This window comes from Tautonia sp. JC769 (genome assembly GCF_040717455.1).
Taxonomy (GTDB): Bacteria; Planctomycetota; Planctomycetia; order Isosphaerales; family Isosphaeraceae; genus Tautonia.
In genome coordinates this window covers 195,253-214,320 of record NZ_JBFEFH010000010.1, presented here as the reverse complement: position 1 = coordinate 214,320, position 19,068 = coordinate 195,253, and the positions used below count along the sequence as shown (strand labels likewise).

Here is a 19,068-nt window from a genome sequence, read left to right as displayed (position 1 = left end):
ATCGTCGGACTTCGCAACTGTCAACTTGAAACAGCCCTGCCCTGGCCATCGACCCTCTTCGCGCCGGTCGCACCGCGCGGTATGATCGTCCGCTTCGCCAGGAACACCGGACCCTTTGAAGCACCGGGCCAGTCGCCCGGTCCCGGCCACCGGCGAGTTCGTCCCCCAAGCGGCCAGGACCGCCATCGCTGGTACAGGGTTTTTCCGCGCGAGCCTCGTGCCGGAAAAAAACTCGCGATGGCCGATTGTCCGGCCCAAGAGAGTCGAATCGAGCGCCATGTACGCCATTTTCGAGGACGGTAGCCACCAGTTCCGCGTCAGCGAGGGCGACCTCGTGACCGTCGATCGCCGCGACGGAGACGACGGCGACGAGATTCTTTTCGAGAAGGTCCTGCTCATCGCCGGCACCGACGGCGAGCCGACGATCGGCGCCCCGGTCGTCGACGGGGCCCAGGTGGTCGCCAAGGTGGTCCGCCAGTTCCGCGACAAGAAGATCGTCATCCGCAAGTTCCGCCGCCGCAAAGGCTACCGCCGCAAGCGCGGTCACCGGCAGTCCTTCACCACGGTCCAGATCGTCAGCATCAAGACCGCCTGAGTGACGTTGTGCCCTTCGTGTCAGATCAAGCCGTTTCTCGCGGTCTTTCCCGCCGGAAACGGCTTTTTCGCGCGCGTCAAGCGGGCCGAGGGACCGGCCGATACTCTCTGAGATCAGGCGGGCAGACGCCCAGAGCGCCCAATCGCGCCAGGATGATTCGGAAACTTACCCACTTTCCTCACTTCCCCTGGTCGCCTAGAATTCGCGCGCCAAAATTGACCTTCGGCGGCGCTCGATGTGCGACCCCGAGTCACCTCCATCCGAGTCGCGCGTCTCGCTCGGCTCAAGGCGTCGCCCCGGCCCGATGATGGACGGGATCCCCCTCGTGTCGCGTACAGAGGGGGGAATCCCCGGCAGGTCAAGCCAGGTTTCAAACGGACACTACTGTTGTTTTGGACAGATTTGCCTTGACCCGCCAGACCAGATCCGGGTAATCACAGACTTCAGGTTGATTCAGTCCTCAGGCGGAGGCCGGCGATGGCGACCGTTGATCATCGGGAAGAGCTCGGGAAGGATCGGGGCCAGGGGGCCGGGACGTCGGGGCGGGGGATGGTCGTCCCCCGCGTCTTCAGCACCGAGGGGGTCAGCCCGTTCGATCAGGTCGAGTGGGAGGAGCGCACCGCGGCGATCAAGGACGAGCGCGGCCGCGTCATCTTCGAGCAGACCGGCTGCGAGGTCCCGCGACCCTGGAGCCAGCTCGCCACCAACGTCGTCGTCAGCAAGTACTTCTACGGCGAGGTCAACACCCCCGAGCGCGAGCACAGCGTCCGCCAACTCGTCCACCGCGTCACCCGGACCATCACCGACTGGGGCAAGGCCGACGGCTACTTCGCCTCCGACGCCGACGCCGACGCCTTCTACGACGAGCTGTCCGCCCTCTGCGTCAACCAGTACGGCGCGTTCAACTCCCCCGTCTGGTTCAACGTCGGCCTCTACCACCAGCGCGGCGTCTCCGGGGACGCCAACAACTACCGCTGGGACGAGGAGACCCGCTCCGTCGTCGCCGTCGACGACGCCTACAAGTACCCGCAAGGCTCGGCCTGCTTCATCCAGTCCGTCTCCGACGACATGGAAGGCATCATGAAGCTGGCCCACGCCGAGGCCATGCTCTTCAAGTACGGCTCGGGGACCGGCACCGACCTGTCGACCCTCCGCTCCAGCCGCGAGAAGCTCTCCGGCGGCGGCAAGCCCTCCGGCCCCGTCAGCTTCATGAGGGTGTATGACGCGGTCGCCAGCGTCGTCAAGTCGGGCGGCAAGACCCGACGCGCCGCCAAGATGCAGACCCTCAAGTGCTGGCACCCCGACATCCTCGAATTCATCACCGCCAAGACCAACGAGGAGCAGAAGGCCCACGCCCTGATCCGCCAGGGCTACGACGCCAACTTCAACGGCGAGGCGTACTCCTCCGTCCTCTTCCAGAACGCGAATCTCTCCGTCCGGGCCACCGACGCCTTCCTCCGCTCCGCCGTCAACGACGAGGAGTGGACCACCCGAGCCGTCACCACCGGCCGGCCGATGGACACCTACCGCGCCAAGGACCTCCTCGACAAGATCGCCGAAGGGACCTGGACCTGCGGCGACCCCGGCATGCAGTACGAGGACACGATCCAGAAGTGGCACACCTGCCCCAACACGGCGCCGATCAACTCGTCGAACCCGTGCTCCGAGTACATGTTCCTCGACGATAGCGCCTGCAACCTCTCGTCGATCAACCTGATGAAGTTCCGCCGCGAGGACGGCACCTTCGACGCCGAAGGGTTCCGGGCCGCCTGCCGCATCTTCATCACCGCCCAGGAAATCCTGGTCGACCACGTCAGCTACCCGACCGACCTGATCGCCGCCAACAGCCACGCCTTCCGCCCGCTCGGCCTCGGCTACGCCAACCTCGGCGCGCTCATCATGTCGACCGGCCGGCCGTACGACTCCCCCGAAGGCCGCGCCCTGGCCGGGGCGATCACCGCCATCATGCACGGCGAGGCCTACCGCACCTCCGCCCAGCACGCTGGCCGCCTCGGCCCCTTCGACGGCTTCCGGATCAACCGCGAGCCGATGCTCCGCGTCATGGAGATGCACCGCGACGCCGTCGAGTCGATCGACCCGTCCTGCCCCGACGCCCTGCTGGCCGAGGCCCGCAAGGTCTGGGACGAGTGCCTCGAACTCGGCCGGGCCAACGGCTACCGCAACAGCCAGGTCACCGTGCTCGCCCCGACCGGCACCATCGCCTTCATGATGGACTGCGACACCACCGGCATCGAGCCGGATATTGCGCTGGTCAAGTACAAGAGCCTCGCCGGCGGCGGCATGCTCAAGATCGTCAACCGCACCGTGCCGATGGCGCTCAAGACCCTCGGCTACGACGAGCCGGTCATCCGCGGCGTCCTCGACTACATCGACGAGCACGACACGATCGAAGGGGCCCCCGGCCTCGACGACGACCACCTGGCCGTCTTCGACTGCGCCTTCCCGCCCCGCAACGGCTCGCGGACGATCGCCTGGGAGGGGCACGTCCGCATGATGGCCGCCGCGCAGCCGTTCCTCTCCGGCGCGATCTCGAAGACCGTCAACATGCCCCGCGAGGCCACCGTCGCCGACATCCGCGACGCCTACCTCGAAGGCTGGCGGCTCGGCCTCAAGGCGCTGGCCATCTACCGAGACGGCTCGAAGGAGTCGCAGCCGGTCAGCACCTCCAGCGAAGACCAGAAGATCGCCGCCGAGCTGGCCAGGGCCAAGTCCGACCTGGAAAAGGCCTGGAACGAGGTCAACGCCGCCAAGGCCGCCCTCGAAGCCGACATCGAACGCCACCAGCGTGAGCGTGCCGGCGTCAAGCCCGCCGCCGCGCCGGCCCCCGCGTTCGTCGGCGGCCGGCCCGCCGAGATCGGCCCCCCCCGCCGCGAGCGCCTGCCCGACACCCGGCGCAGCATGACCCACAAGTTCGACATCCAGGGTCACGAGGGCTACATCAACGTCGGCTTCTACGACGACGGCCGCCCCGGCGAGCTGTTCATCACCATGGCCAAGGAAGGGTCGACCGTCGGCGGCCTGATGGACGTCGTCGGCACGCTCGTGTCGATGGGCCTGCAATACGGGGTGCCGCTCGAGGTCTTCGTCAACAAGTTCGCCCACAGCCGGTTCGAGCCGGCCGGGTTCACCAAGAACCCGGACATCCCGATCGCCAAGAGCGTCACCGACTACATCTTCCGGTGGCTCGGCATCCAGTTCATCCCCGGCTACCGCGAGGCCAACACCCCCCGCCGCGACGGCACCGAGCCGACGAGCCCCATCTCCGTCTCGCCCGCCCCCGCCGCCGCGTTGACCGGCCCCTCGTCGTCCGCCTCCGCCGACCTCGACGCCCCCACCGCGCCGAGCACCCCCGTCATCAAGACCAACGGCCACCGCACCGCCACCATGGCCGACCTCGACGACGCCGAGGCCGCCTCCTCCCACCCCTCCTCCTCCTCGACCCGCACCGACTCCCTCGTCCCCTCCCACGAGGTCGGCCTCGGCGTCCAGCAGCAGGAATTCGCCCGCTTCCAGTCCGACGCCCCCTCCTGCGACAACTGCGGCGCCCTCACCGTCCGCTGCGGCACCTGCTACCGCTGCTTCAACTGCGGCAACTCGATGGGCTGCTCCTGAGCCTTTCCCCACTTTTCTTCCCTCTCCCCCGCCCCGGGGGAGAGGGTTGCCGCAGGCCGGATGAGGGGGGCCTCCATCCCTCCCCTCACCCCCCCGCACTACGACCCGTGGGGCCCGCCCAAGCGTGCCCCGCACGCGTCCTCATGAGACTTCGCCATACGCGAGCCCCACGGGTCGAATGGTTGAGCCTCGAGAATCTGCTATGTGGACTTGGGGTATTTGCATAAATGGGAATCGGTAGAGTTTCGAACAAGACTCAGTCGCAAGGGTTTCTTTGATGCTCCTCTCCGACGGTGATATTCGCCAAATCCTTTCACAGCTAGAATTTGAAACCGATGACAATCGCCGGCCCTTTAAGCCAGATGAGCAGATTCAACCTGCATCGATTGATCTTAGGCTCGACCGTTGTTTCTGGTTCCCGCTTCGTTCACACCGGAACAAAATCAGCTTTTTGAGCGTCTCGTTGAGCGAACTTGAGATGCAGAGGCTGTTCGAGCGACGCTGGTTTCGCTTGGGTGAGCGTGTAACTCTCAAACCAGGTGAATTAGTGCTTGGACGAACATACGAGACGTTTACAATACCCAATGGGTACGCGGGCAAGCTAGAGGGCAGAAGCACATTTGCACGATTGGGTTTGTCTATCCATTGCACAGGCGACTTTATTAACCCAGGATGGCGGGGAAGAATGCCCTTGCAACTTGTCAACCATGGCAAAGTTCCAATCGAAATAACTCCTTACGTCGACATTTGCCAACTCATCATTTTTAAGACAACGTCTTCAAGTGAAAAAGCTTATGGCTCGGATGAATTGTCCAGCAAATACATGAATGAAGAGGGAGAGCCTTCTCGGGTATGGATGGATGCGAGGCTGAATAAGCTCCGCGAAGCATGCGGAAAGGTGAATCTTGCAGGCCACATACATAAAGAGTTTGTACGAGTTTTAGGAAAGAAAGATGTTCGGATTCTCGATCGTTTTACTGTTTTTCTAGATGCTCAGTCGCATTCAGAACTAACTAGTGCCCGGGAAGTAATGGAGCGGTTTGCTGATCGGGAAAAGCATCTCAAAGCTTGGGCGAGTCGCCGCCACGCATTTTTCAAATGGCTGCCGTTCGCGCTATTCAGCACGTCTCTCGCATTACTCGTAAGACCGCCTTACTCGTACATTCATGCAATTTCATGGGCTGTGACTGCTTTGTTTCTCATTCCTGGAATCTATTATATGTTCTTTGCAGATCCGCCAGGAGAATTTTTCCTTCACAAGGATTTGGAAACTTGATCGACTTCTATGTGCTTACACATGTTTGCTCGTTGGTCGATTTGGCGGAAACGGGGCTCGTCATCTGCTCCACGCCGAACAAGTCCGGTAAATTCATCAATTAGGCGAGCGACTAACTCTCTATCACCGTACAGTGGACGATAAATGACGAATGTTTCGCTTGTGTCGACCTTGCGCGCAACGCCGATCACCTCGTACAGTTTGCCTTTGAAATGCTGGTAAATTCCAGGCTCGACCTTTGGATTATCCATAAGGCCCCCTTTCGTCGCCGTGGCAAGTAATACGACACTTTTGAGTATCGTGGATCCCCTTAAGACTTCGCTAGCATTTTTTGCGAAGTGTTTTCATCGAGCAGCAGGGGAACGAGTACTCTTTTTGCCCAATTTGTCTATTCTAGCACACTGCGCCGGACGCTGGGCGGCGCTGGTGTCCTCACCAGTGTTCAGCCCGCCTTGCCGACGCGATCGCCTTCGTTCCCTGTCCGGCGTCTCCAGCCCCCGCCCGTCTCCGTCCAAATCCCAGGCAAATCGGGGTGTCCCCCTTGGTTCCGCCTGCGATTGGGGTCACACTGGTGAGGTCACCAGTGCCACCCGAAATTCTGTGACCCATACGGTTCGCAAGAGCCTCCCGCCATGAAGCCCGCCCTCTACGATCGCGTGGCCCTCTGCCGCGACCGTGACGACCTCGGCCTGAAGCGGGGCGACGTCGCCACCCTCGTGGACTACGGCCCCCTTTCCTCTGGAGGCGAGGAGGGTGCAATCCTCGAAGTCTTCAACGCCCTCGGTGAGTCGATCGCCGTGGTCACCGTGAACGCCTCGGAGATCAGATCGCTCGGGGCGGATGACATTCCCATGGTCCGCACCCTAGAATCGAACGGAACCGAACGAGGGGCATGGGGCGCGGGCCGGATGGATTTCCAGGCCCCCCGACCGTGATTTCGACAGCCTTCGCCGGTCCGGAATGGCACGAGCGATCGCAACCGCCCGAATCGGAGGCCCGCCATGCCCTCCCACGTGAATGAACAGCTCATCATCGACGCCCTGCACGACGTCCCTCCCGAGCGTTGGGCCGACGTGCTCCTGTTCATCGAATCGCTGAAAGTGGCCGAGGCCGAGTCCGAGCCCCGTCCGATCGCGACGGGGGCCGACCTGGCGGGTTCGGACCTCATCGGCATCTGGGCCGATCGCGACGACATCGCCGACAGCCAGGCGTTCGCCCGTCGGCTCCGGGAGCAGGCTTCGCAACGCGATCTCCGGGGCCGCTCGGATGCTCCTTGATACCGATGTGCTGATCGACTTCCTGCGGGGCCATCCCCCGGCCGTGGCGTGGCTGACGACGTATGACTCGCCCATCGGCGTGCCCGGCCTGGTCGCGATGGAGTTGATCCAGGGGTGCCGGAACCTCGCGGAACAGCAGCGGATCGACCGCGAATTGCAACGCTTCCCGATGCACTGGCCGACGCCGGCCGATTGCCGGCGTGCCTACCGAGATTTCGCCTCATTCCGCCTGAGCCACGGCCTCGGCCTGCTCGATGCCCTGATCGCCTCGACCGCCATCGGCCTCGGCGAGCCTCTGGCCTCCTTCAATGTGAAGCATTATCGCGTCATCCCGGGGCTGACGATCGTTCAACCCTATTGAGCCACGGGCGGATGGTGCTGGTGGCCCCATAATCGTCAACATGTGATGGCCTGGGTGACGCTGGTGTCCTCACCAGTATCCGGTCCACTTTGCCGCCGCGAACGCCCTTGTTTCCCTCTCCACGCCTCCAGGCCCCGCCCGTCCCCGAGCCAAATGCCATGCAAACCGGGGCGTCCCCCCTTGGTCCCGCCAGCGATCGAGTGCCTCTCGGTGAGGGAATCAGTCCCACCCGACCGGTGCCATTCGCGGGATGAATCCGAGGCGACGCGATTCGCCACGGGGGGGGAGGCTCAGGCGAGTCCCTCGCGCACGAGGAAGGCTGCCGCGTCCTTCAACGACTGCCGGGCGTCGCGGAACTCCACTCCCAGCAGGCGAGCGGCCTTGTCGCTCCGCGCCTCCCGGCGCCGGCCGAGGTCGGGGAGGATGGATCGGACCGCCGGGTCGAAGAGGGCGAGCAGCCGCACCACGAGCTTCGGGGCCGTGCGCGTCGTGATCCGTCGGTCGGGGTATTCCGCCTTCAGGATCGCGCCCATCTCGGGGAACCAGAGGAACCGCTCGGCGCCGATGATCCGCTCGCCCGCCGCCTCCGGCCGGTCGAGGGCGGCCACGTGCATCGCCGCGACGTCGCGCACGTCGACGCAGGAGAAGCCGAAGTTCGGCAGCATCGGGTCGCGGCCCTGCAAGAGCCGCTGCACCACCGACAGCGAGGTGCCGATCCGCCGGTCCAGGCCCGGCCCGATCACGAAGCCGGGGTTGATGGTCGTCAGCGCCAGGCCGCGAGCATCGGCCACCTCCCAGGCCGCGCGCTCGGCGAGCGTCTTCGACCGGACGTAGGGGGTCGCGCCCGGCGCGTCGGGGTCGGTCCAGTCGCGCTCGTCCCGCACGGCCCGGCCCGGCGGCAGGGGCGCCTCCATGATCGCGGCGACCGAGGAGGTCGCCACCACGCGGCGCACCCGCGCGCGGGCCGCCGCCTCGAGCGCCCGCCGCATGCCCGAGACCGCCGGGCGGATCACCGCATCCGGGTCCTTCGGCTGCACCATCGGGAAGGGCGAGGCCGTGTGCACCAGCGCGTCGGCGCCGGCGATCGCCTCGTCCCAGCCCTCGTCGCGCTCGAGGTCGAGCGTCGCGAAGCTGAGACGCCCCGGAAGGTCTCGCGGGTCGCGCAGGGCCGGCGCCACGGCCGCACGCACCTCCTCGCCCCGATCGGGCTGCCTCACCGTGCCGCGGACGTGCCAGCCCTCGTCGAGCAGCTGCGCCACGATGTGTTTCGCGATGTAGCCGGACGCCCCCGTCACCACCGCCAGTCGCTCGCCCCGCATGCCTCTCTCTCCTGTGTTCAGGTCGCCGCGCCCCAGACCCAAGATGAGCCTCGCCGAGACGATGTCAAGATCCCCGTCCGACGCCGCGTGCCGGCGGGATGGCTCGGCGGGTGACACTGGTGGCCACAGATTATTCAACACATGATCGCCCGGGTGGCGCTGGTGTCCTCACCCGGTGTTCAGCCCGCCTTGCCGACGCGAACGCCCTCGTCCCCCGTCCGGCGTCTCCGGGGCCCGCCCGTCCCCGAGCCGAACGCCGCGCAAACCGGGGTATCCCCCCTTGGCTCCGCCTCTGATTGGGGCCACACTGGCGAGGTCGCCGGTGCCACCCGACCGGGTGTCTTTCCTGAGGTCCCGCCCACCCTCACGCCACCCTGTCGCCGAACCATGACCAATTTCGAGACGTAGGCATCGGGGTGATGCCATCGCCCGGCGGCCGTTCGAAGTCGCGACAACCGCGTCAGGAGGGATCGTCATGCCCAGGCGGCGAACCGCGGGCGAGTCGGGACGACTCATCAGCCGAGCAGGGCGGTGGGCGATGCTCGCCGTCCTGGCCTGCGCGGGGTGCGGCCCGTCGCGGGGCGAGGCGATCGGGCCGCTGGAGGGGCTGTTCGGCGCCGCGCCGCCGGCAACTGTCAGGATCGTGCACTACTACGGCGAGTCGCGGGGCATGGACCCGTCCTTCGCCTGGGTCCTGGAACCGATCGACAACGCCTACCTCAATCGCCTCATCGCCGCCAGGGGGCTCGCGGCCCCCCCGCCCGGCGACCGGCCGATGAGCGCCCGCTACGCCTTCCCCTCCTGGTGGGACCACGACCGCATCGAGGCCCTGCCCGAGGTCTACTTCGACGACTCCCCTGGGCTCAGCCGCATCTGGGTCGATCGCCCCAACGGCCGACTCTACATCGAGTTCGTCGGCACCTGAGCACGCCCCCGACCCATCAGCGGGGTGACCGGGATCATCTGCGAAACCAGCCACCCCACCAGGGCGTCCCTTCGGGCCGAGGATCACTCGTCGTCCCCGTCCTCGTCCTCCTCGTCCTCGTCGTCGCCCTCGACCTGGAGCACGAACGCCGAGCGCACCGGCGCGGGCATGGGCGAGTCCGCCCCCTTGACCGATCGCCAGATGATCTCGTTGAACAGGAGGTCGTCGGCCGCGTCTTCCCTGGTCAGGTCAAGCCGTTCGGAGAGCTCGGCGCCCCAGGCGGTGGGGAGATTCACCTCCTCGAGGTCGATCCGGGCGGGCAGGTGGTCATAGGGCCGCGGGTCCGCCTCGGGGCGGAAGCTGGCGTACATGGGGCGGGCGGCGGCGTCGAACTGGCTCATCGGCTCCAGGCCGAGGATCAGCTCCATGGTGCGGAGCATCGACGAGGTGGAATACATCGTCGAGTCCTTCCCCGTGCCTCGGGTGTACGGGCTGATGCACAGGGCGACGGTCCGGTGCGCATCGACGTGGTCCGGGCCGTTCTGGGCGTCGTCCTCCACCACGAAGATGGCCGTCTCGGGCCAGAATTTGCTCTTGCTCACCCCCTCGACCAGCATCCCGAGCGCCAGGTCGTTGTCGGCGACCATCGCCCGAGGGGTCATGCCGCCAACCCTCGTGCCGGCGGTGTGGTCGTTCGGCAGGCGGACGATCATCAACTGCGGCATCTCACCCTCCTTCTCGAACCGCGCCAGCTCCTCCAGGAAGCGTTCGGCCCGTTTGACGTCGGGGTAGCTCAGGTCGTAGCTGCGGAAGAAGGGGTCGAAGTGCCCCTCCAGGGTCTCGACGGTGGCGACGCCCGGGGCGTCGGGGGTCGGGCCGTTGCGGATGAACTCGCCGTACGATCGGTAGCTCACCCCCGCCTCCCGGGCGCGATCCCAGAGGTAGCCGCCGGCCGGCCGGGCGATGGCGAAGTTCCCCTCGGACGGGTAGGGGACGCGGCGATCCCCCCGGTAACCCAGCGGCCAGGTCCGCTCGACGAAGTCCGTCGCATAGGCCGCCATCGTCCACTCGTGCCCGTCGGCCGACACCTCGCTCTCCACATAGAAGTTGTCCAGCAGGACGAACTCCCGCGCCAGGGCGTGGTGGTTCGGCGTCACCTCCTCGGGGAAGAGGCACAGCTCGGGGGCACCCTTCCCCTCGGGGATGTCGCCGAACACCTGGTCATACGTGCGATTTTCCTTCACAATATAGATGCAATATTTGATCGGCGACGGCTCCCCCACCTGCGCCGGGATCGGGTTCCCCTCGGGGCGTTCGGCGGTGACGGCGGCCGGGCGCTCGCGGTCGATCGGGCTGCACTCGTAGACCGTCCGGGTCAACTCGGCCATGCGGTCGGGCGTGGGCATGGGGATGACCGACAGCGTCCCCTCGAACAATCCGCCGATGTACTCGACCGTCGGCGGCCTCGGGCCGGCCGTCGGCTGCGGCCCCTGCCGGTTCGATCGCGACATCGCCCCCTTGCCGTTGCTCACGTAAATCGTCTTGCCGTCCTCCGACAGCCGCACGCAGGTCGGATACCAGCCGACCGGCAGGAACCCCATCGACCGGCTGCGCCCCGGCTGCTCGACGTTGACGACCGCCACGTGATTGGTGTTCGCGTTCGAGACGAACAGGACCGACTCATCGGGCGACAGCGCCAGCGCGTTCGGCGTCGAGCCGGCCGGGGCGTCCGGGGCGATCGCCGTGCCGATCGTCTCCAGCGTGCGGCCCTCGTCGGCGTCGATCACGCTCACCGTGTTCCGGTTCGCGTTGGCGACATACAGGATCTTCCCCTCCCTGGCCAGCAAGAGTTCGTTCGGGTGCTCCTCCGTCTCCCACCGCGCCACGCGGTCCCCCGACTCCAGGTCGAAGGCCATCACGGCCGACGCCCCCCAGAGGCTCGCGTAGACCCGCCCGCGCGTCTCGTCGATCGCCAGGCCGTAGGGGTACGTCCCGACCCCGGTGAAGAACTCGCCGAGCAGCGCGCCGGTCTCGGCGTCGAACTTCGCCACCGTGTCGCCCCAGACGTTCGCGACCCAGAGCGTCTTGCCGTCGCCCGACAGGGCCAGGCCGCCCGGCACCCGCTGGCCGGTCCGGCGGACGTCCTGCTCGTTCCCGGGGGGCGGGTCGGCCGCGACCAGCGGCCCGGGGTATCGGATCTCGACCTTCCCCGAGAGCAGCCCGCCGTCATGCTCGAAGCGGTAGATCAGGTCGTCGAACCCGCCGCCGACGAACAGCCGATCCCCCCCCGGCGACCAGACGAGGCCCGAGAACGACCTCGGCAGCGCCACCCGGCCGATCACCCGATTCGACCCGGCGTCGATCGTCACCACCTCGTGCTCGCGATACCCGGCGAACAGCACCGCCAGGACCGGCTCGCTCGGGTGCCTGGCCATCAGGACCGGGAAGTCGCCGGCCAGCGGCACCTGCGCCCCGGACGGCTTCAGCGACCAGCCGTTCGGCAGCACCACGCTCCCGTCCGGGCTGATCCCCGGCCAGATCGCCGTCATCGCCTCCCGGTCGGGTCCAACCTCCTCCTGGCCGACCGCCCCGGCCTGGAGCGTGACGACCGTCAACCCCGCCACCGCGATCGCCTCGCGAGCAAGCCGCCCGGGCCTCGACACCATGTGCCATCCCCATCTCATCGGATGATCCTCTCGGGGTTGAGCCGCGTCGTTGTCAATCGGGCGCCCACCTTAGCCCCGCCCCCCGCCCCGGACAAGGCTCCCGCCCCCCCCTCCCGCAATCTTCTCCGGGCCTTCGCAGACTCCCCCCCTTTGGCCCGCTCGGCGGGAGGATGGCAGGGGTCGATCGCCACCCCGAGCCCGTCAATCGGGTCCGCGGCAATGGTGTCGTCGCCGGCGTTCCCCCCGCCTTGCCAGGGAGAATCCCTCGATCCTCGGTTTCGCCACTCCCGGCCGCTTCCGCGACCCCCGCGCCGATCGCCCGACGGATTGTGTGACTGAACCTCCCCCAAATCTCGATGGTATCAGGGGAGACTACGCGGCCGGTCCTGCCTCACCCGCCGATCCTCCGCCTCCGAACGACTCGCCCAGGCTTGGCGACCCGACCACGATGCAAACTCCCTTGGCCCCGGACGAACCCCTCGGCGCGGTCGAAACCTCCCCGGCGCTTCCCCACCCGCATCACCTGATTTCCCGAAACGAATCGATGGCCGTCGACGTAACCTCAATCCCGAAAAGCCTTCTCGGCAATTCCCTCGGGCGCACCCGGGGCGCACCGCACGGCGCACCCGAGGCGCACCGCACGGCGCACCCGAGGCGCACCGCACGGCGCACTTCCCTCAATTCCGCTCCGCGTGGCGCGTTTGCTTCGCCTCCCGGCGCCCTGCCCCGGCGACAGCGGCACTCGTCTCCGGGCATCGCAACGAAACGAAGGGGGGCCGTCGACGTAACGGTTTGTCTGGAAATCGGAAGCGTCGATCGGCCCGGGCGCACCGCGGGCGCACGGGGCGGCGCACCGCCTCTCGTCGTGCCTTGCCGGGAATTCGGCTCGACGCCAGCCGAGGGGATGCCATACTTGCAAGACGGGCCTGCCCGGGATCGACCCGAGGGGCAGGCGATTGAACGTGACGGAACACACAGGGAGGATCGCAACCATGAGCCGCCTACTCCACCTCAACCCCCGCCGCGTCTGCCTGGTGGCGCTGACCCTGGTCGGGACGTCGGCCACCGCCGAGGCCCAGATCCTCCGGCCCGAGGGGCCGGCCGAGCAGGTCGGCCAGGTCGTCGGCGGGGCGCTCGACACGGCCGGCCGGGCCGTCGAGCGGAGCCTGCGGACCGCCTTCGCCCGGACCCGGGGGGCGGTCGAGTCGATGGAGGTCACCTCCCGCGTCTACAGCCGCCTGCTCTGGGAGAAGGAGCTGACCGGCAGCCGGTTCGTCATCGACGCCCGGCCCGGCGGCGTGGTCATCCTGCGTGGGAGCGTGCCCAGCGTCGAGGCGTCGGAGCGGGCCGCCTCGCTGGCGATCGCGACGGTCGGCGTCTCCCAGGTCTTCAACGAGCTGGTCGCGCCGGGCGGGACGACCCCGACGGTCATCCCCGAGCCCCTGACCGATCGCGCGATCCGGTCCCCGCAATCCGAGCCGATCCTGGACCCGCTGCCCCGGACCGATCCGGCCCCCGATCCGGCCCCCCGGCAGGAGGTCGGCTCCGAGCCGATCCTGGAGCCGCTCCCGCGTCCCGGGCCGCTCCCCCGGCCCGAGCCGGACGCCGAGGCCGAGCCGACCCCGTCCATCCGCCCCCCGCTGCCGACCCCTTGACCCGCTTCGGCCCGAGGTCAGGTCAATCCCGGAGGCCGGCCGGCCTGGTTCAGGAGATCCGCTCCCGGACCAGGCAGAGCCGGCCCTCGCGGAAGGTGAAGAACTGGAGCCAGCTCAGCAAGTAGGGCTGGTCGGCGGTCTTCATCCGGCCCGATTCCCGGCTGAGCACGACCACGGTGTCCCCCCGGACGACGACCTCCCGGATCTCGGGCGCCTGCTCCCCCACCTGGCCGAAGTTCCGCTCGACGGCCGCGAGCACCTCGGCCTTCCCCCGGGTGACGCCGTGGAAGGCCGGGATCGACGGGGCGTCGATGTCGAGGCAGACGTCCTCGGTCATCAGCTCGCCCATCGCCCCGAAGTCCCCCCGGATGATGCACGCGTAGAGGGCCCGGACCTTCCCGACCAGCTCCTCCTGCTCGGCCGTAATCGGCCCGGCGGCCCCCGACCGAAAGATGCTCATCAACTGATCGAGGAACGTGCTTCCGTCGGACAGGCCCATGATGTTGCCGCTTCCGGGAGCCGGGAGGAGGACGAGGATTGCCCCGCCGTGTCGAGGCGCGGACCGACCCAGGCCCCTTGGATTCTGGGCCAGCGGGCCGGGCCGGTCAAGACGCGGGGGCCCCTGCCTCCGTCGGATTGCAACGCGTCGGCGCGGTCCCGACCCTCCCCGGCCGATCAGGCGGGGGGAGCCTGGGGAGTCCGGGCGGCCTCGGGAAGCACCGGCGGCCGGGCCGACCAGACGGCGATCCCGGCGGCGACGGGGAAGGCCATCAGGGCCATCAGGGCCAGGTCATAGTGGCCGAGGCTGTCCCGGGCGATCGCCAGCGGCAAGGGCCCCAGGGCCGAGGCCCCGATGACGATCGCCATGGCGATCCCCTTGATCGAGCCGAAGTGCCCCCGGCCGAAGTAGCCCGCGAGCGTCACCGACCCGCTGCACCGCTGGATCCCCGTGTGCAAGCCCAGCAAGGCCGAGTAGAGCAGGGCCGTCGCCGGGGAGACGGGCACGAGCAACAGGGCGATGGCCAGGACCATGAACGCCATGCTCGCCGCCAGCAGGCGACGGGGCGGGATCCGGTCGGCCAGGGCACCCCCCACCAGGCTCATCACGCAGGCAAACCCGGCCTGGACGGTCAGGAGCGACAGCGCCACCGCCCCCGAAAGCCCGTGGTCGCCGAGGATCGAGACCTGATGGAAGACCAGGCCGGTCGAGACCATCGCGCTGGTGCTCATCGCGGCGATCACCTTCCAGAACGAGGCCGTCCGCAGGGCCTGGGCCGAGGTCCACGAGGCGTACGACGGGCTCGGGTCGGCGTGCGGGGTCGTCTCCTCCCCTGCCACCGTCGCCGGCTTCGGCTTCGGTTTCGCGGGCAGGCGGTCGGGTTCGAGGCCGAGATCCTCGGGCCGGTTCCGCACGAAGATCAAGGCGGGGACGGCCAGCAGGGTCAGCACGGCCAGGCCGAGGCCGACCCAGGCCCCTCGCCAGCCGAAGTGCCCGATCATGGCCAGGTTCGTCGTCGGGAAGGCCATGAACGAGAGGGTCGAGCCGAGGCCGAGCAGGCCCATCGCCAGCCCCCGGCGCCGCTCGAACCACTGGCTGACCATCCAGGTCCCCATCAGGGTCAGGGCCCCCTGGCCGAGCGACCGCACGCAGGTCAGGCCCAGGTACAGGGCGATCGGCCCGGCCACCCAAGACATCCCGACGCAGGAGAGGCCGAGCATGACCGCGACGATCGGCAGGACGAGCCGGGCCCCCCGGCCGTCGAGCAGCCGCCCGACGATCGGCAGGAGCGAGCCGCTGATGAGCGTGGCCACCAGGTAGGCCAGCGAGTACTGGCTGCGGGCCAGGCCCAGGTCGGCGAGCATCGGGTCGATGAACGCCGCCATCGAGTACGACTGCCCCGGGCCGGACATGAACATCGCCATCGCGGCGACGCCCAGGACGATCCAGCCGTAGTAGAACCTCGGGCGGATCACGGGGGTCGTCCGCGAGGCTCGGTGGCGAAGGTTGGCGAGGAGAGGGGAGGCGGGTGGTGGACTGGCGGGTTCGGTCAGTGTCGTGCTCATCGGGAGGAGTCTATCAGGATGCCGCTGGCGGCTCAATTCGAGTCGGGGCCGAGGCGCCCGGCTTCATCCCGAATTCACGGTCGGCGTCGAGCCCGAGGCAGATCGGCGCCGACGCCGATCGGATCGGGCGGGTATAACCGAGGGGCGGGTGCCTGTCGGCGCGAGCCGCGGCGGCGAACGAGGGGCGGGAGGTCGGGGCCGGTGACACACGGGTCGAGGAGGGTGCCGAGGGAGGAGTCGAGGGCGGCCCTGTACCGGGAGGTCGTCGGCGCGGCGGTCCTGGGCCTGGTGGTCAATGCCGGGTTGGGGGCGGCGAAGCTGCTCGGGGGCCTGGTCGGCCACTCGTTCGCGTTGATCTCCGACGCGGTCAATTCGCTGGGAGACGTGGTCACCTCGCTCGCCGTCCTGGTCGCCCTGCGGCTGGCCCAGCGGCCGCCCGACCGCGAGCACCCGTACGGCCACACCCGGGCCGAGGCGATCGCCGGCCTGAGCGTCTCGCTCCTGGTGCTCGGCTCGGCCCTGCTGGTCGGGACCGAGGCGCTCCGACGCCTCCCGGAGCGGCACGGGATCCCGCCCGGCTGGACCCTCGCCATCGCCGCCGTCAACGTGGTCATCAAGGAACTCCTGTTCCGCTACAAGATCGGGATCGGCCGGCGGACGGGGTCGAAGGCCCTCGTCGCCAACGCCTGGGACCACCGGGCCGACGCCTTCAGCGCCCTGGCGGTCCTGATCGGCCTGTCGGTGGTCCGCTGGGGAGGCCCCGGTTACCGATTCGCCGACGAGGTGGCCGCCCTGGTCGTCATGGCGATCATCGTGCGGTCGGCATTGGTGCTGATCTGGGAGAGTGCCCACGAGCTGATGGATGCCCAGGCCGAGGGGGAGTTCGTCGCCCAGATCGAGGCCGAGGCGCTGGCCGACCCCGAGGTCAAGGGGGTCGAGACCCTCTGGGTGCGGAAGTCGGGGCTGGAGTACTTCGCCGACATCCACCTGGAAGTCGACCCGCTCCTGACGATCGCCGAGGGGCACCGGATCGGCCATCGGGTCAAGGACCGCCTGCTTGAGGCCTTCCCGACCCTGCGCGACGTGCTCGTCCACCTGGAGCCGTATTCCGAGGAGCCCCGGCAGGCGGACACCGCCCCTCGCCCCCGGCCCGAGCGGTCGTGAGCCGGCCGGTCCATCAGAGCACCGGCAGGGTTTGATGAGGAGCGCGGTTGACCGTTCGGGTGCCCAGGGCTATGATCCGCCGCCCCGGAGGGCCGGTGTCGCGGCCCGGATCGGGATCGGATGGATTCGACATTGCCAGCTCGGAGGGAGGGACTCCCAGATGCTCGGCGCGATTGTCTCGACGTTGGTATTGCTCCTGGCGCCGCTCGAAGGCCCCCCGCAGTTGCCGCCTCCCGTGCCGCCTCCGGCCCCCGTCCCAGACCCCTCGGCATTGCCGCAGGAAGCCCCGGCCGATCCGTCGGGGCGGTCGAGCGACGGCAGCAGCAACGGAAACGGCAACGGCCCGCGCTACGTCTTCGAGGTCCGCGACCTGCAGGTCGAGGGGCTCGACTGGCGGGGGGTGCTCAAGGGCCGCACCCGGAGGCTCGACTGGCAGGCGGGCCTGATGGTCTGGGCCGTCGGCGAGCCGGCGGTGCGCGACCTGGTCAAATACGTGGAGAAGTCGACCCGATCCTCGGTGCTCCAGGCCCCCTCGGCGGTGGCCGCGGCCGGCCAGTCGGCGCGGACGATGACCGGGTCGACCGTCCAGCTCATCGTCGACCTCGAACGCCAGGGGGAGAAGCCGACCGGCCGCGAGGGCGGGCTGGCCTACCAGCCGATCCTGGAGCAGATGCACAACGGCCTCGACATGGCCCTCTCGGCCACCCCGTCGCCCGAAGGGCTGGTCGTGGGGGTGAACCTCGACGAGACGAGCCTGCAAGGGGTGCATACCGGGTCGTTCGAGGATGCGATCGCCGGCCCCGAGGGCGGCGGCGACCAGGGTCCGATCGCCGGCCTCTTCCGACGCTTCGGCGAGGGGAACGACCCGGCCGTCTCGAAGACCGGGGCCATGAAGCTCCAGGCCTCGTTCCAGGTGCCCGAGATCATCCGGTCGCACGTCGAGGGGGCCTGGCCGGTCAAGCCGGGCGAGAGCCTCCTGATCAGCCTCGGGGCGCGATCGGTGGCCGAGAAGTGGGGCCGATCGGCGGTGGTCGAGCGCCTGGTGGTCGTGACCGCCCGGCCCGAGACGGCCGCCGACCGACATCCCGGGGCGCTGGCCAAGCCGTCCTCCGCGCCCCCGCCGCCGCCGGTGCCGGGCGGGGGCTCGCCGCTCGGCTTGCCGGCGGCCGCTCCCCCTCCCCCGGGGGTGCCGGGAGTCCTGCCCGACCTGAACCCCGGTTCGGGGAGCCTGCCGTCCTCCGGGGGCTTCCCCCGCTGAGTGGATTGGGGCCCGCCGTGACGCCGGCAAATCGCCCGGCCTGGCAAGTGACTCGGGTGACGCCGCACCGCCGCTCCCGCCTCGTTCCGGCTCGGAACGAACGCCGGGAGCGGCGTTGCTGTTGAGGGCCTCCTCGGACAGCCGGGGGCGGCACGGTCCTACCCCTTTTGCATCGGACAACGCCTCCCGGCGAGTCGCTTCCGCGACGCGGGGACGGGGGCGGTCGGCTCGCACTCGATCCATGACCGAGCCGGGCCGGGCCGGGGAGGACCCTTGCCGGTGTCGTCGGGGGGGCAAACAATCGGGAGTGGCTCGACCGCGAGCCGATCCCAGCCCGGCGGTACGCCCGTCGTCGATTGTCCCAGGGTGGTCCCGATGCACCGACCGCAGACTGACGCCGTGACAGCCGTCCTGCTCATCGCACACGGCAGCCGACACGAGCCGGCCAACGCCGACCTGCGACGCCTGGCCGACCGGATGGCCGGGCAAGGGGCCTACCCGATCGTCGAGGCGGCCTTCCTGGAACTGACCACCCCGACGATCCCCGAGGCCGGCGACCGCTGCGTGTCCCGGGGGGCGACCCGGGTCCTGATGGTCCCCTACTTCCTGTCGATGGGGGTCCACCTGCTGCGCGACCTGACCGCGGCCCGGGAAGACCTGGCGAGCCGGCATCCGGGGGTCGCATTCCTGCTCGGGCCCCCGCTCGGCCCCGATCCCTTGCTCGACCGCCTGGTGGCCGACCGGGTCGCCCGGCTCGACCGGGGAGACTTGCCGCCGATCGAGACCCCCTCGGCCGTCGCATCGGCCCGGTATGCCCCGATGGACGCCGGCGGCGACGCGGGGCGCTGATCCGGCCCGCCGCGTCCCCTCGCCGG

General features: G+C 68.6%; 16 protein-coding genes. 11 read left to right on the top strand and 5 right to left on the bottom strand.

Features of this window, described 5'->3' with window-relative positions; all coding sequences use genetic code 11:
• Positions 1 to 277: 277 nt before the first annotated feature.
• From rplU to dcd, 3 genes are all read left to right on the top strand, one after another.
• On the top strand, positions 278 to 595 hold the full coding sequence (gene rplU / locus AB1L88_RS12805) for a 50S ribosomal protein L21 (RefSeq protein ID WP_367097056.1): 318 nt from the start codon (positions 278 to 280) through the stop codon (positions 593 to 595).
• A gap of 477 nt (positions 596 to 1,072) precedes the next feature.
• Positions 1,073 to 4,228 carry a vitamin B12-dependent ribonucleotide reductase gene (locus tag AB1L88_RS12800; protein ID WP_367097055.1) on the top strand — a complete coding sequence of 1,052 codons (3,156 nt, stop codon included), beginning with the start codon at positions 1,073 to 1,075 and terminating at the stop codon, positions 4,226 to 4,228.
• A 277-nt stretch (positions 4,229 to 4,505) separates the two neighbouring features.
• Positions 4,506 to 5,504, top strand: coding sequence for a dCTP deaminase (dcd, locus tag AB1L88_RS12795; RefSeq protein ID WP_367097054.1), 999 nt, complete (start codon positions 4,506 to 4,508; stop codon positions 5,502 to 5,504).
• Here the strand turns inward: dcd and AB1L88_RS12790 are convergent.
• Entirely contained in the window at positions 5,483 to 5,755 is a 273-nt protein-coding gene (locus AB1L88_RS12790) for a DUF1653 domain-containing protein (RefSeq protein ID WP_367097053.1), read from the bottom strand. The genes dcd and AB1L88_RS12790 overlap by 22 nt on opposite strands.
• A gap of 381 nt (positions 5,756 to 6,136) precedes the next feature.
• On the opposite strand from AB1L88_RS12790, the gene AB1L88_RS12785 reads away from it, so the two are divergent.
• From AB1L88_RS12785 to AB1L88_RS12775, 3 genes are all read left to right on the top strand, one after another.
• Positions 6,137 to 6,439, top strand: coding sequence for a DUF4926 domain-containing protein (locus tag AB1L88_RS12785; RefSeq protein ID WP_367097052.1), 303 nt, complete (start codon positions 6,137 to 6,139; stop codon positions 6,437 to 6,439).
• 66 nt (positions 6,440 to 6,505) lie between these two features.
• Entirely contained in the window at positions 6,506 to 6,781 is a 276-nt protein-coding gene (locus AB1L88_RS12780) for a hypothetical protein (RefSeq protein ID WP_367097051.1), read from the top strand.
• Positions 6,771 to 7,142, top strand: coding sequence for a type II toxin-antitoxin system VapC family toxin (locus AB1L88_RS12775; RefSeq protein ID WP_367097050.1), 372 nt, complete (start codon positions 6,771 to 6,773; stop codon positions 7,140 to 7,142). Before AB1L88_RS12780 ends, AB1L88_RS12775 begins: the two co-directional genes overlap by 11 nt.
• Before the next feature lie 290 nt (positions 7,143 to 7,432).
• On the opposite strand, the gene AB1L88_RS12770 is transcribed toward AB1L88_RS12775, so the two are convergent.
• A complete protein-coding gene (locus tag AB1L88_RS12770) occupies positions 7,433 to 8,461 on the bottom strand; it encodes an NAD-dependent epimerase/dehydratase family protein (protein WP_367097049.1) in 1,029 nt (342 codons plus the stop codon).
• Positions 8,462 to 8,936: 475 nt separating this feature from the next.
• On the opposite strand from AB1L88_RS12770, the gene AB1L88_RS12765 reads away from it, so the two are divergent.
• Positions 8,937 to 9,386, top strand: coding sequence for a hypothetical protein (locus AB1L88_RS12765; RefSeq protein WP_367097048.1), 450 nt, complete (start codon positions 8,937 to 8,939; stop codon positions 9,384 to 9,386).
• An 83-nt stretch (positions 9,387 to 9,469) separates the two neighbouring features.
• Here AB1L88_RS12765 and AB1L88_RS12760 read toward each other — a convergent pair whose 3' ends face one another.
• Positions 9,470 to 12,070 carry a bifunctional YncE family protein/alkaline phosphatase family protein gene (locus tag AB1L88_RS12760; protein WP_367097047.1) on the bottom strand — a complete coding sequence of 867 codons (2,601 nt, stop codon included), beginning with the start codon at positions 12,068 to 12,070 and terminating at the stop codon, positions 9,470 to 9,472.
• Between the two features lie 974 nt (positions 12,071 to 13,044).
• Here AB1L88_RS12760 and AB1L88_RS12755 point away from each other — a divergent pair.
• Complete coding sequence (locus AB1L88_RS12755) at positions 13,045 to 13,707, top strand: BON domain-containing protein (RefSeq protein ID WP_367097046.1); 663 nt, start codon at positions 13,045 to 13,047, stop codon at positions 13,705 to 13,707.
• Between the two features lie 49 nt (positions 13,708 to 13,756).
• On the opposite strand, the gene AB1L88_RS12750 is transcribed toward AB1L88_RS12755, so the two are convergent.
• Positions 13,757 to 14,167 (bottom strand): nuclear transport factor 2 family protein, encoded by a 411-nt coding sequence (locus tag AB1L88_RS12750; protein ID WP_367097045.1) that lies wholly within the window; start codon positions 14,165 to 14,167, stop codon positions 13,757 to 13,759.
• A gap of 215 nt (positions 14,168 to 14,382) precedes the next feature.
• Positions 14,383 to 15,771 carry an MFS transporter gene (locus tag AB1L88_RS12745; protein ID WP_367097044.1) on the bottom strand — a complete coding sequence of 463 codons (1,389 nt, stop codon included), beginning with the start codon at positions 15,769 to 15,771 and terminating at the stop codon, positions 14,383 to 14,385.
• Positions 15,772 to 15,972: 201 nt separating this feature from the next.
• Between AB1L88_RS12745 and AB1L88_RS12740 the strand changes: the two genes are divergently transcribed.
• The 3 genes from AB1L88_RS12740 to AB1L88_RS12730 all read left to right on the top strand — a co-directional run bounded on the left by AB1L88_RS12740 (position 15,973) and on the right by AB1L88_RS12730 (position 19,042).
• Entirely contained in the window at positions 15,973 to 16,935 is a 963-nt protein-coding gene (locus AB1L88_RS12740; protein ID WP_367097043.1) for a cation diffusion facilitator family transporter, read from the top strand.
• A 160-nt stretch (positions 16,936 to 17,095) separates the two neighbouring features.
• Complete coding sequence (locus tag AB1L88_RS12735) at positions 17,096 to 18,193, top strand: hypothetical protein (protein WP_367097042.1); 1,098 nt, start codon at positions 17,096 to 17,098, stop codon at positions 18,191 to 18,193.
• A 375-nt stretch (positions 18,194 to 18,568) separates the two neighbouring features.
• Positions 18,569 to 19,042, top strand: coding sequence for a CbiX/SirB N-terminal domain-containing protein (locus AB1L88_RS12730; RefSeq protein ID WP_367097041.1), 474 nt, complete (start codon positions 18,569 to 18,571; stop codon positions 19,040 to 19,042).
• Positions 19,043 to 19,068 lie beyond the last annotated feature (26 nt).